General features: G+C 44.8%; 12 protein-coding genes. 3 read left to right on the forward strand and 9 right to left on the reverse strand.

Annotated elements, in window-relative coordinates; all coding sequences use genetic code 11:
- The first annotated feature begins 309 nt into the window (after positions 1 to 309).
- A complete protein-coding gene (locus FLAVO9R_RS18485) occupies positions 310 to 1,533 on the forward strand; it encodes an ROK family transcriptional regulator (protein WP_232370701.1) in 1,224 nt (407 codons plus the stop codon).
- Positions 1,534 to 1,564: 31 nt separating this feature from the next.
- Positions 1,565 to 2,506: a homocysteine S-methyltransferase family protein gene (locus tag FLAVO9R_RS18490; protein WP_159533703.1), complete on the forward strand. Its 942-nt coding sequence runs from the start codon at positions 1,565 to 1,567 to the stop codon at positions 2,504 to 2,506.
- Positions 2,507 to 2,510: 4 nt separating this feature from the next.
- On the opposite strand, the gene FLAVO9R_RS18495 is transcribed toward FLAVO9R_RS18490, so the two are convergent.
- The 5 genes from FLAVO9R_RS18495 to ubiG all read right to left on the reverse strand — a co-directional run bounded on the left by FLAVO9R_RS18495 (position 2,511) and on the right by ubiG (position 7,011).
- A complete protein-coding gene (locus tag FLAVO9R_RS18495; protein ID WP_159533705.1) occupies positions 2,511 to 3,170 on the reverse strand; it encodes a glutathione S-transferase family protein in 660 nt (219 codons plus the stop codon).
- Entirely contained in the window at positions 3,170 to 3,787 is a 618-nt protein-coding gene (locus tag FLAVO9R_RS18500) for a glutathione S-transferase family protein (protein ID WP_159533707.1), read from the reverse strand. The genes FLAVO9R_RS18495 and FLAVO9R_RS18500 overlap by 1 nt, the downstream gene beginning before the upstream one ends.
- Positions 3,788 to 3,900: 113 nt before the next feature.
- Positions 3,901 to 4,911: a lipase chaperone family protein gene (locus FLAVO9R_RS18505; RefSeq protein WP_159533709.1), complete on the reverse strand. Its 1,011-nt coding sequence runs from the start codon at positions 4,909 to 4,911 to the stop codon at positions 3,901 to 3,903.
- Positions 4,911 to 5,852 (reverse strand): esterase/lipase family protein, encoded by a 942-nt coding sequence (locus FLAVO9R_RS18510; RefSeq protein ID WP_420838758.1) that lies wholly within the window; start codon positions 5,850 to 5,852, stop codon positions 4,911 to 4,913. Before FLAVO9R_RS18510 ends, FLAVO9R_RS18505 begins: the two co-directional genes overlap by 1 nt.
- Before the next feature lie 346 nt (positions 5,853 to 6,198).
- The gene (ubiG, locus tag FLAVO9R_RS18515) at positions 6,199 to 7,011 is read right to left on the reverse strand and encodes a bifunctional 2-polyprenyl-6-hydroxyphenol methylase/3-demethylubiquinol 3-O-methyltransferase UbiG (protein ID WP_159533711.1); all 813 of its coding nucleotides are present in this window, start codon (positions 7,009 to 7,011) and stop codon (positions 6,199 to 6,201) included.
- Positions 7,012 to 7,178: 167 nt separating this feature from the next.
- On the opposite strand from ubiG, the gene FLAVO9R_RS18520 reads away from it, so the two are divergent.
- Entirely contained in the window at positions 7,179 to 7,538 is a 360-nt protein-coding gene (locus tag FLAVO9R_RS18520) for a DUF2237 family protein (protein ID WP_159533713.1), read from the forward strand.
- Between the two features lie 57 nt (positions 7,539 to 7,595).
- On the opposite strand, the gene FLAVO9R_RS18525 is transcribed toward FLAVO9R_RS18520, so the two are convergent.
- The 4 genes from FLAVO9R_RS18525 to FLAVO9R_RS18540 all read right to left on the reverse strand — a co-directional run bounded on the left by FLAVO9R_RS18525 (position 7,596) and on the right by FLAVO9R_RS18540 (position 12,243).
- Positions 7,596 to 9,026, reverse strand: a complete 1,431-nt coding sequence (locus tag FLAVO9R_RS18525) for an aldehyde dehydrogenase family protein (protein ID WP_159533715.1) — start codon at positions 9,024 to 9,026, stop codon at positions 7,596 to 7,598.
- Between the two features lie 9 nt (positions 9,027 to 9,035).
- Positions 9,036 to 10,676: an acetolactate synthase large subunit gene (locus FLAVO9R_RS18530; RefSeq protein ID WP_159533717.1), complete on the reverse strand. Its 1,641-nt coding sequence runs from the start codon at positions 10,674 to 10,676 to the stop codon at positions 9,036 to 9,038.
- Positions 10,677 to 10,855: 179 nt separating this feature from the next.
- Positions 10,856 to 11,734, reverse strand: a complete 879-nt coding sequence (locus FLAVO9R_RS18535) for a dioxygenase family protein (RefSeq protein WP_159533719.1) — start codon at positions 11,732 to 11,734, stop codon at positions 10,856 to 10,858.
- 95 nt (positions 11,735 to 11,829) lie between these two features.
- A complete protein-coding gene (locus FLAVO9R_RS18540) occupies positions 11,830 to 12,243 on the reverse strand; it encodes a DUF4112 domain-containing protein (RefSeq protein WP_159533721.1) in 414 nt (137 codons plus the stop codon).
- Positions 12,244 to 12,269: the final 26 nt, after the last annotated feature.

Here is a 12,269-nt window from a genome sequence, read left to right on the forward strand (position 1 = left end):
CATTAGTCTTCATGCCGCTGTAGTCATGGATAATAAGCGTAGCCGAAGGATATTCCGACGGGCACGTTAAATTATAGTTAATTAATTGGGGCATAGTATTAACTAGCACCACAGATAAATCAACCTTGTTGATTTATTATTTTATCACTTTGACATCCATAGTGATGAATGCGTAATCTATCGGCTTGATTGGTAGAGAAAAACTCGCCTCGGTGAATTATGTTGAAGATATTGAATTAGTATCTATCCATGACTTATTGATGCTGTTTGTTATAACATTCACTCCATAATGATTCAGGTACACTGTAAATGACAAAATCCCACGAGCACACGGGTTCATCAGAAAGCGCATTAGAAAGAGACATGCACTACTGTGCAACTGCCCCACTAGACAACCGTACTCAAAATGAACGGGATATACTCACCCTTATTCGTCAAGATGGCGCCATTCCAAAAGCCGACATCGCGCAACGCACAGGTTTATCTGCGCAGTCGGCAACGGTCATTATTAAGAAACTAGAATCTGACGACCTCGTTAAGAGATTGCCGCCGGTTCGCGGTGGTGTTGGGCAACCTAAAGTGCCTTTTGGATTGAATGCAGAGGGTGCGTTTGGATTGGGTCTAAAAATTGGTCGCCGCAGTTTTGACATGACCTTGCTAGACTTGGCTGGCAATGTAAGATCGTCGCTTCACGAAAAAGTCGACTACCCCACCGTCGATCACTTATTGTCATTTACCCAGCGCGGTGTGTCGGTAATAACGCAACAGCTCAGTAACGAGCAACGAACCCGTATCCGCGGACTAGGCATTGCCATGCCGTTTGAAATCTGGAGTTGGGCAGAAGAAGCCGGGGCTCCTGCTGACGCATTAGAAGCATGGAAGCGTCTTGATATTCAGGCTGCGCTCTTTGAGCTTCTAGAGTTACCCATCTATGTGAGTAACGATGCAACGGCGGCGTGTAGTGCAGAAATGGCTTTCGGTAACCCGCATCGATTTAACCACTTCCTCTATGTATTTGTTGGCACTTTTCTTGGCGGCGGCTTGGTCATTAACAATCAGCTATTTACTGGAAAATCGGGGAATGCAGGCGCAATTGGTTCTTTACCTTTTTTATCCAACGCCCAAATCCAACAGCAACAACTAATAACCCAGTCATCGCTATACTTGCTAGAAAAACAACTGAATGACGCGGGACTAAATGGCAATAAATTATATGAGGCTCCGGAACATTGGTCTGGATTAAAAACTAATCCAGAATTTATGCACATCGTTCAAGTGTGGATGGAACAGGCAGCCAAGGGTATTGCCTTTGCCACACATTGCGCATTTAGCATGCTCGACCTAGATGGCATTATTATCGATGGAGCCATGCCACAGAATATAAAACAAGAATTGGTTACCTGCGTGCAAAGCACGTTAAAAGATGCTGATCTTCGAGGCGTTACTCAAGGTAGTATTAGTGCAGGTAACGTAGGGAGCAAAGCGCAGTCTATCGGCAGCGCAAACTTGTCGCTAATCGCGAACTACTATTAGTGTATATATGTTAAACAAAAGCAGGGGTAACGTGGTTACAACTTCACTCACAGGCAAGGCTACAAAAGCCTCATCGGTAGGGACATCGTCAAACGTTATAATTCTTGATGGTGGATTAGGCCGAGAATTAGAAAAAGTTGGAGCCCCCTTTAGGCAACCTGAATGGTCGGCTCTTTCATTAATCGAAGCGCCCGATTTAGTAGCCCAAGTACATCAGAACTTCGTGGATGCGGGTGCAAAAATTATTACCACCAACACTTACGCGTTAGTGCCTTTTCATATAGGGCAAAAACAGTTTGATGAGCAAGCATTTTCGCTCGCAGAGCGCGCGGCTACTATTGCCAGCAATATGGCTAAGAAGCGTGATGTGTCTGTTGCTGGCTGTATTCCTCCGGCTTTTGGCTCTTACAAACCTGAGCTATTCTGTGCCGAGAAACTCGCTGCTATTTTGCTGCCGTTGATTGAAGCACAAACACCCTACATCGACTTTTGGCTTGTAGAAACCGTATCTTCGGTAGAAGAAGCCATCGCCGTAACCTCTTTAATAAAAAAACACTCATCTAAACCAATTTGGCTTTCTTACTCACTCAGTAATCGTCATGACTTTTCAAACCCTGTTACCTTACGTTCTAGTGAGCCACTGAATGCAATACTGCCCACACTAGAAAACTTGGATGCCGTGTTGTTTAACTGCTCGCAGCCTGAAGAGATGGAAGCAGCCATTACGTTTACGCACTCGCACAATGCCGATATTCCCATTGGTGTTTATGCCAATAGTTTTTCAGAGCATGTTAGAAAGCACGATGCTAATGAAATGCTGTCTACGTTGCGTGAGGATGTCACCCCTGAAAAATATTTAGCGTACGCACAAACGTGGGTGAACGCTGGCGCTTCGATTGTGGGCGGATGTTGCGGCATAGGCCCTGCGCACATAAAAGTACTGGCGCAGGGATTCGTTAACACATTAGAGTAACGTGCTATCGGGTTACCACTTTTTTAGCGCCTTTTATTAACGCTTCTTTATCGATTTTATTGGGAACTTCAACGCCACGGCGCGCCGCAGGGCGTGCCTCGATACTGTTTTTCCAGCGAGTTAAATTATCTAGCCCTTCAATGCTCACGCCCGACCATTCATAGGTTCGCACCCAGCACCAGTTCGCCATATCGGCAATGCTGTAATCACCGGCTAAATATTCGTTGTCTTTCAATCGACCATCTAGCACCGTAAACAATCGGCGTACTTCATTTTGATATCGGTCGATAGCAATGGGGATTTTTTCTTCTAAATAGCGATGGAACACATTCGCCTGCCCCATCATTGGCCCAACCCCCCCCATTTGAAACATAACCCATTGCATTACTTGGCTTCGGCCTTTGGCATCTGTGGGTAAAAATTTACCCGTCTTTTCAGCTAGGTAAAGCATGATAGCGCCAGATTCAAAAACCACATGGTCGCCTTCGCTTTTATCCACAATAACGGGGATTCTGCCATTCGGGTTCATGGCGAGGAACTCAGCGTTTTTTTGCTCGCCTTTCATTAAATTTACGGCGTGCACAGTATAATCGAGTTCCATTTCTTCTAGTGCTACTGACGCTTTCCAACCATTGGGTGTGGCTGCGGTGTATAAATCTATCATTAGGCTTTTGCACTCGCTCTGCTGCTAACGTTGTCGTACCAACGTTGTAGATTAGTTTGTTCATCTTTAATTCGAATATTGATCACCCGTGCAAAATCGATGGCACATAGCGCAGTAATATCCGCAATGGAAAAAGTATCTCCCGCTATGAACTCGTGTAGTTCGAGTCGGCGTTCGAGAATATTAAAGTACTTCGAGGCATTGATACCGGCTTCTTTACCGTATTCCGGTACCGGCACCATTCTGTCTTTAAAATAACCTGTGGTGTGTTGAAAGCACATGCCTACTTGTAACATTAGCGCCATTTCAACTTGCCGTTGCCACATCGAAATAGTGGCTTTTTCAATAGGGGTAGCGCCTAATAATGAAGGCTCAGGATGAATGGCTTCAAAGTAAGTACAAATAGCGTCGGTTTCTGCAATACAAGTACCGTCATCCAACTCTAAAATAGGAATTTTACCTAGTGGATTTTTAGCGCGCATTTCTGCGCTTAAATTTTCACCCTTTTGAATATCTACTTGTACATACTCTATTTGTGACTTATCTATCCCTTTTTCGGCAAGGAACATGCGAACACGGCGAGGATTAGGCGCTGTTTTGGTCTCGTAAATTTTCATGGGCAATATCGTATTGTTAGGATGTAAACAACCAGACTAGTACTGCTTGCGCATGGGTTCAAATCATATTCCATTAGGGTACAACTATTAAAAGTTTGAATGGTTATACCTGTTCACGGATTTGCGTCGATTAACACTCGCAGCCGCTTTTGTTCGGTCTTCGAGAAGTGAGTGTGCCTGTACGTTGACAAGGCATCTTGCCGTGCATCCTCTTTCATTCCGCTAGCGCTTATGAGTTGCTGATATTTGCGGTAGGCATCTACGCGTTGTTGCCATAGTGCTTGCGCCTCCCATAATGCCGAAAACCGCTCGGCTGTCTGATGGCCAAATTCAGCTGCAATGGCGTGGTAACGAGACTCTGAATCTACAAGTTTTTGCTTAAGTTGATTAATTTTCTCCATGTTTAAGGTAGGTTGAAATGCCGCTTTTGCTTGCTTATCTAATGCGTTTAATTGACCAAAGATTTCATTGCGTTTTTGCTCCCTCGAGAGGCCCCGATCGTTAGCAATAGCAAGACGGGCAAGAGCCCTTGCGTCAATGGCCGTATCGGCAGAAAACAAGTACTCATACTCTTGTTGAGAAAAGTAACTAAGTCGCAGCTTGTCTCTCGTTGCTAGCTTTTGTTCAACGTCACTTAACGAAATACCAGCATAAGTAACATCGGTGACGGTGCTCTCTTTTGATACAGTGAGCACCTTTTCGATTTCGGCATCGGTAGTTGCCAATGCCACTTTATATTCAACATATCGGGTGAATACATCAGCGGCGTATATGGCCGACCTAATCTCATACATATTATTAGCATTTACAGCAAACCGTTCAGTAACCTCGCTATCTGAAGCACCTTTATTAGCAAAAATAAAGCGATCGAAATTGTCTTTTACACCAAAATATAAGGTGAATACTGGCAATTTTGAGCCGTGGTCATTGAGTTTCTTGACTGGCTGAAGCGCTTTTTTAATTTCAGTTTCTGTCGCTTCTTTATTGGGTAATGCTGACGTTGAAAGTTGGCGATTTTCACGTATCTCCCCATCACCAACATTCTGACTCTCGCTTATTGAAATAATAACTACGAGTACGAAAAAGAGGGCAACGCCCCCTCCCATTAATACCCACCTGCTCATTATAAGCCTTGGTTTTTCAAACGGTTGGCTTGGTCAACAAATACATCCACTGGATTCGTTTCAAACCAATGGGTGATGCCAAAGCTTTGGTTAACTTCATCAAGGTGGTTCATCTTGTAGTTATCTTTAAGCACTTTACCTAAATGAGAACTGCACGAAGACACTAACCCATCATTGGTTTCACCAAATGCTAATCCAGTGATGGCAAGAAAAGGGTCAACCACGTCCAGCGCATTTGTGTAAGTTCTACCACCACTCCAAGAATAATAGTAAACACCATTCTCGCCTACCTGTTTGCCGTCATTGCGGCAGTAGGCCGAGGGCATGCCTTCGGGGTAACGAGCGTTGAAGGCCACTGAACCAGAGGTGGATAGCGAGGTTAGTGCCGCCACAGAATCTGTGGGTTTATCTCGAGGATCTGAACCCGATGCAAGTTCGATAAGATTAGCAAAAGCGTCGGTGATCAACCCCACCGTACCTTCTTGTACAGACCCTTCCGTAAGACCACTTTTTAATACATCTGCCACAGCGCTTCCCCAGTTCACACCAGCTACCGATGTCACTGACGCCACTTTACTTGGTGCTACGCTCGCGGCATACCTTGCTGTTGGGCCCCCATGGCTATGGCCAATTAGGTTAACTTTCTGGGCGCCAGAAAGTGCAAGTACATCGTCAATATAGTTGAGCAACTGCTCTCCCCTCACTTCGGTTGAATTAGAAGGAGACACTTCTGCGATATAAACTACTGCGCCGTTTCGAGATAGTTTTTGAGGCACCTTGTAAAAGTAATCTACAAACAAGATGTCATCAAAGCCGAAGAGACCGTGAACCAGTACAATAGGGTATTGTGTTTTAGCATAGTTGCCTGCCCAAGATTGAGATGGCAATACTGCGACAAGCAAAAACAGCATGAGCGTTGTTATTTTCGTTCTTAGTTTCATTGCATGTTCCTTGAATTATAAACATTAGTGGTCTGAGGCCAGACCTGTGTTATTTCTATGTTAAATTAATGTAAATAACAAGGAAAATGAGAGAGTCATGCTCAGCTGATTTGGTTTAAGGTTTTAGTGGCGAGCTTGGTTATCGAGGAGCATAAATGTAAAACACTTTATATTCAGAGGGCTAGTCCTCTGAAAGGGTATGCGCCCTCATACTATTTAATGCGCGAATAAAGAAAATAGCGAGAGTGAATAGCTGACGAAAGTAAATAGTAAGTAGCGGCCACATTTATAATAGGTCGCATTTAAATAGGCCTACGACGAGAGGGCAATGTACCTACTATTGGGTTTATAACGTACGAAGGTAAACTTGGAGATAATTTACACTGAGGCTAGGCGTAAGTTTCCATACATTGGTGAGTGGATTTAATGCCATGCCGGTCTCATGACTAAGCGTAAACTCTTTACCTACCCATTGGTTGAGTTCAGTGGGTTTAACAAATTTTTGCCAGTCGTGAGTACCAATGGGTAAATATCGCATGACATATTCAGCGCCTACAATCGCAATAATAAAACTTTTAATGGTTCTATTTAACGTGGCAAGCACCAATAATCCGCCTGGCTTCACTAGGCTTGCACACTCTTGTACTAATTGCGCTTGGTCAGGCACATGTTCAACAACTTCCGCATTAACTACTATATCAAATTGGCGATCTTGACTTACTAAGTCGGACGAAAGCCCATGTATGTAGTTAACCTTCACATTGCTTCGCTTCGCGTGCCGTTTCGCCACTTCAATACTCATGGCGCTTGCATCTATGCCTGTGACATCCGCCCCCTTTAATGCAAGCGGTTCACTGATGAGCCCACCACCACATCCAATATCTACGATTGAAAGCCCTGTGAAAGGCTTTGTTTTATCAATGGAATTCGTTTGGGAATTTGCTGTAGACGCATTTTGAGAAAAGCCCTGCGCTTGCCCACTTTGTAAAAAGTGACTGGTTATTTGAGACTCAATCACAGATAGCCGTGCACGATTAAAATCTAACGCGGTTTTGTAATTTCCATTGGGATCCCACCAGCTTTCTGCTAGCGCATCAAAGCGGTCAATTTCCTGCTGAGAAAAATTAATGGGCGCTGATTTTTGGCTTTTATCTAACATGCACTAACACCAGTTTACAAAATAGGAAGTCATTCAAATCTATCTACGCTAGGTTCCCGTAACTAGAACACTTGGGGCATTGTGCAAGCACCGCCTTGCAGGTGCCTGAGTTTTACTAGAAATAGGTATACAATCAATGCTTATACGCGCAAAAAGAGGTATTCGTTTTGGCTAATGCTAAAAATGTCTATGGACGACCACTACAACTGTGTTGCGGTAACACAGGTTACACCAGAGAAGGCTTTTGCTATGTGCCCGATGCAGATGTGGGTAACCACAGTGTGTGTGCGGTAGTTACCAATGAATTTTTACAATTTTCCCTCCGCCAAGGCAATGACTTGATCACGCCTTGGCCCAGTATGGACTTTGCAGGCTTACTTCCCGGCGATAGATGGTGCTTGTGCGCCGCCAGATGGTTACAGGCTTATGAAGCGGGGGTTGCGCCCAAAGTTAGATTAGAAGCAACCCACGAGCGTGCGCTTGATATTATTCCTCTAACCACCCTTGAAGCCTTTGCAGCGGAGTAAAAAAGCGGGGGCTCCCATCAGAAGCGCCCGCTTATTAACTATGTTGCCTATTAAAGCCTAGGGCGTTCGAATAACCATTAGGCGTGTTTCTGTCATGTCTTCTATGGCATAGCGAATACCTTCGCGGCCAAGACCTGAATCTTTTACACCGCCATAAGGCATATTATCTACACGCCAGCTGGGAACATCACCTATTACTACTCCACCCACTTCAAGCACGTTCCAAGCTTTATGGGCTTTATAGATATCACGAGTAAAAATACCCGCTTGTAGCCCATATCGACTGTTATTCACTTCCTCTAAGGCACTGTCGTAATCGTCGAACGGCTGCAAAATAGATAACGGACCAAACGCTTCTTCAGCGTTGGCATCACAGCCTTTTGGCACGTTCTCCATGACTGTCGCTTGCAGCATGGCACCGTCTCTTTCACCGCCGCATAGCAAACTTGCGCCAGCTTCTTTCGCGTCATTAACCCAACCTTCCAAACGCTTGGCCTCACCTTCTGAAATCATGGGGCCAATGAAAGTATCTTCATCGCTAGGATCGCCAGACACTAAGCCTTCAACCCGTTCTACATAGCGAGACTTAAATTCATCGTAGATTGAAGAATGCACCAATAAGCGCTGCACAGAAATACAGCTTTGACCAGACTGGTAATAGGCCCCAATGATAATTCGGTCGATAGCATCACTTATGTCAGCATCTTCATCTACTATACAAGCGGCGTTACCACCAAGTTCCAACACCACAGGCTTCTTGCCTGCTTTCGCTTTTAGCGCCCAACCTACATCAGGTGAACCCGTAAAACTAAGTAGCTTCAATCGCTCATCGGTCGTAAATAAATCGGCACCATCGCGGCTACAAGGAAGAATTGAAAATGCCCCTTTGGGCATCAACTCGCACTCGGCTAACACTTCGCCAATAATCAATGCACCAATGGGGGTGCGAGAAGCGGGCTTAAGCACAAACGTACACCCAGCAGCAATAGCCGGCGCCACTTTGTGCGCGGCTAGGTTCAGCGGAAAGTTAAACGGAGAGATAAACGAACAAGGGCCAATAGGCACTTTCTTCGTCATACCTTGGTAGCCTTTGGCGCGGGCAGAGATTTCTAAATTAACCACTTCCCCGTTAATTCTCACCGATTCCTCAGCGGCTATTTTAAAAGTATCAATTAGCCGACTGACCTCGCCTTTAGCATCCTTAATCGGCTTACCTGCTTCAATACACAGAGCTTTACCTAGTTCATCCGCACGTTCAGTGAATCGCTTAACGCAATGTTCTAATATCGCTTGGCGCTCGTAGGGCGCCAATGCCGTCATTGCAGGCTGTGCTTTTTCGGCAGCCTCAATGGCCTTATCAATGACTTGTGCATCGGCTAATGCCACTTTTGTGGCCACTTCGCCTGTGTATTTATTGGTTACGTCTAAATCGGTATTTGCAAAACAAGGTTCGCTTGCAAGGTAATAGGGATAGCTGCCTTTTAACATGATCACTCCTTATAATTTCGCGCTTAACTCGGCAATCGTCTGGTTCAGTGTTTTATCGTTCATGCTGTAGTCTACGGGGCAATCAATAACGTGAACACCTGGTGTCCTTAAACAACTCTCCACCATAGGAATGAGCAATTCTGTGCTGTCTACACGCCAACCATGAGCACCGTAACTTTTTGCATACTTCACAAAATCCGGATTGCCGTAATCCAAACCAAATTCATCAAACTGCATATTAGCTTGTTTCCACTTAATCATTCCGTACGCATCGTCACGCAGGATGATCACAACTAGGTCAAGCTTAAGACGAACCGCGGTTTCTATTTCTTGGCTGTTCATCATGAAGCCGCCATCGCCGCATACGCTCATAACAGGCACATCAGGCTTCACCAGCTTTGCTGCTATTGCCGACGGTAAACCAGCGCCCATTGATGCTAACGCATTATCTAGCAACAAGGTATTGGGGTGGTACGCGGGGTAATTGCGAGCAAACCAGATTTTGTACACACCGTTGTCTAGGGTCACTATGCCATCATCTGGCATGACCTTCCTGATGTCACGCACAAAGCGTTCCGGCAGAATGGGGAATCGATTATCGTTTTCTGCTTCCGCTCTGTGTCTTTCATAGGCATCGTGCACGTCTTTGTAAAAGTCGAGCTTCCAGTCACTTTGCGGTGTAATTCCTTCTTTAATTTGCCAAATGCTATTGGCAATATCCCCCACTACCTCAAGCTGTGGAAAATACACAGGGTCCACGGCGGCTGACTCGAAGTTCATATGAATCACTTTCTTGCCATTGTCATGCATAAAGAATGGCGGCTTTTCCACCACGTCATGGCCAACATTAATGATAAGGTCGGCTCTCTCTATCGCTCTGTGCACAAAGTCATGATCAGATAATGCCGTATTTCCAGCGAATCTAGGGTCACTTTCATTTAGCACCCCTTTACCCATTTGCGTAGTCACGAACGGTATACACGTTTTATCGACAAACTCGCGCAGCATTTTTGCGGTTAATTTCCTATTTGCCCCCGCTCCAATTAACAACAACGGAGAGGTAGCTTCTTCAATCATTGAAATGGCTGATGAAATTGCTTTGTATTCGGCGATGGGGCGTCTTGATGTACTAGGCGTTAACAATGGTACTGAGGTGTGCTCATCAGCAACATCTTCCGGAAGCTCTATATGGACAGCACCAGGGCGCTCTTCCGATGCTAACCGAAATGCTTCGCGTACTACCGAGGGAATACGGTCACCGCTGACCACTTGCGTAGTAAATTTAGTAATGGGGCGCATCATGTCGACAATATCGATAACCTGAAATCGGCCTTGTTTACTGGTTTTAATTGGCTTTTGCCCCGTGATCATTAACATGGGCATAGCGCCAAGCTGTGCATACGCGGCTGGAGTAACGAGGTTTGTGGCACCGGGCCCTAAAGTAGATAAGCACACACCCACTTTACCGGTTAATCTACCGTAAGTGGCGGCCATAAAGCCCGCGCCTTGTTCATGGCGGGTGAGTACGAGTTTAATTGAGGAGGTTCTTAACGACTCAAGCAAGTCGAGGTTTTCTTCGCCAGGAATACCAAAGATGTACTCTACACCTTCAGCTTCCAACGCTTTTACGAAAAGGTCAGACGCTTTCATTAATCCTACACTCCATTTTCCGTTAATTTTTACGTGGCAAACACGTATTAGTAAAGGTTGCTACGCAATGAGTATAGATAACGATTAGTGTGGTATTTATGAATCTAGGATAATTACTTAATTTAAACGCTGATCTAGGCTTCATAGCCAGTTAATGCCATGAAGCCTATTCAATAATGCTAAGCGCTCAGCATAATTCGTTTATAGGCCAGCAGAGAGCCATCGCTGTTTTGTGCGGTATTGAATAAATAACTGTCGGAATCACTGCTAAACACAGTGTCGCTTCCAAGCAAGGTATCAGGCGCGCCTCGATGTTCGTAATCAGTGTGATTGACGCAAATGTCTTGCACAAACGTATCTGAGAAACCAAATTGAGAGATAAGTTCATCGCTATTATTTTGCTTTATTCTAAAGTGAATATGAATAGCGCGACTGCTATACCAACCAGGGAAGCAACTTTTAAGATTAATACGCCCGCTCGCATCGGTAACGGCGATACCTCTAAACCACTGTGACTGTAAAGCGTCGCTATCGTTTCCTGTGCAAAATGAGGTATTAAAATTGCTGCTATCTGCACTACTGCTGGTATCGCCAGAATAAATCCCATCTACATCGCAATGCCATACTTCAATTTCATATCCTGATAACGGGGCACAGCTTTCGTCTACCAGTTGTAAACAAAGCATCATTGGCAGGCCAGTTTGCTCATCTGAAATATCGTCTAAGTATTCACTTTGAAAATAACATGGACCTTCTGTTAGCGCCTGAGTAAGAGTAATCGAGCAGGCGGAAGTGTCGTCAAAAAGCGAATCATCAGGAAAGTCGTCGGTCATTGAGGACGTTCCGCCAGAAGCCCAACCATCTGTCGTATCAGCGATATCGTCCGATACATCATCAGACGTATCGTCGGAGGTACCCGTATTGAGATTTGAAGACGAATCAGAACTTGAACCGCCACATCCCATAAACGAAAATACTAAGGGAATGGCAGAAACACCTGCTACCGCCTTTATTATTGTTCGCCGATTTACCAGCAAGACATTGTCTATTTTTGTCATAACCCACCTGAGAATGTTGAACCATCGATTGCATAATCTTGATTCAAAATCTCAGATAAAGTTTTATTCTTTACTCTACCTTTACAGTCGAAAAGTTATTCTTTATCTAGCGCGGCGCTCCACTTCGCCAGCTTCTTTTGGGTTGCACTATCTACATCGGCTTTATTTTCGCTTATCCACCACTTTTCCATTAAGCGTACGTTCTTTTGGTTTGCTTTATAAAATACGTCAACGATATCGCCAATGAAGGGAACAAAGCCTAAGCCAAAATCGATAGCGGAATTCTTTACCATTTGCGCAACCAATGCACTGGGCATTCCCAATGATTTCCCCAGCCACACAATGCGTAAAGAAACGAGCAGCATTAGTGCATCACCCGCACCTGGAATAAGGCCAACGATAGAGTCTAGGCCTATCCGAATAGGAATAATCGGTAACTTAACAGCGGTATCAAGTAAATTTGCTAACTTTTGTGCTTTTAACAGTGCCTTTGGGGCTTTACTATCCATGTTTAGCTACCTTATTAACGTAATAA

Source organism: Alteromonas sp. 38 (assembly GCF_902506055.1).
Classification (GTDB): Bacteria; Pseudomonadota; Gammaproteobacteria; order Enterobacterales; family Alteromonadaceae; genus Alteromonas; species Alteromonas lipotrueae.

Bases quoted from the DNA above. Each gene is read 5' to 3' on its own strand.
- ubiG (WP_159533711.1), bottom strand. From the start codon at position 7,011: ATGTTAGATAAAAGCCAAAAATCAGCGCCCATTAATTTTTCTCAGCAG.
- FLAVO9R_RS18495 (WP_159533705.1), bottom strand. From the start codon at position 3,170: ATGATAGATTTATACACCGCAGCCACACCCAATGGTTGGAAAGCGTCA.
- FLAVO9R_RS18485 (WP_232370701.1), top strand. From the start codon at position 310: ATGACAAAATCCCACGAGCACACGGGTTCATCAGAAAGCGCATTAGAA.
- FLAVO9R_RS18510 (WP_420838758.1), bottom strand. From the start codon at position 5,852: ATGAAACTAAGAACGAAAATAACAACGCTCATGCTGTTTTTGCTTGTC.
- FLAVO9R_RS18540 (WP_159533721.1), bottom strand. From the start codon at position 12,243: ATGGATAGTAAAGCCCCAAAGGCACTGTTAAAAGCACAAAAGTTAGCA.
- FLAVO9R_RS18535 (WP_159533719.1), bottom strand. From the start codon at position 11,734: ATGACAAAAATAGACAATGTCTTGCTGGTAAATCGGCGAACAATAATA.
- FLAVO9R_RS18505 (WP_159533709.1), bottom strand. From the start codon at position 4,911: ATGAGCAGGTGGGTATTAATGGGAGGGGGCGTTGCCCTCTTTTTCGTA.
- FLAVO9R_RS18500 (WP_159533707.1), bottom strand. From the start codon at position 3,787: ATGAAAATTTACGAGACCAAAACAGCGCCTAATCCTCGCCGTGTTCGC.
- FLAVO9R_RS18525 (WP_159533715.1), bottom strand. From the start codon at position 9,026: ATGTTAAAAGGCAGCTATCCCTATTACCTTGCAAGCGAACCTTGTTTT.
- FLAVO9R_RS18530 (WP_159533717.1), bottom strand. From the start codon at position 10,676: ATGAAAGCGTCTGACCTTTTCGTAAAAGCGTTGGAAGCTGAAGGTGTA.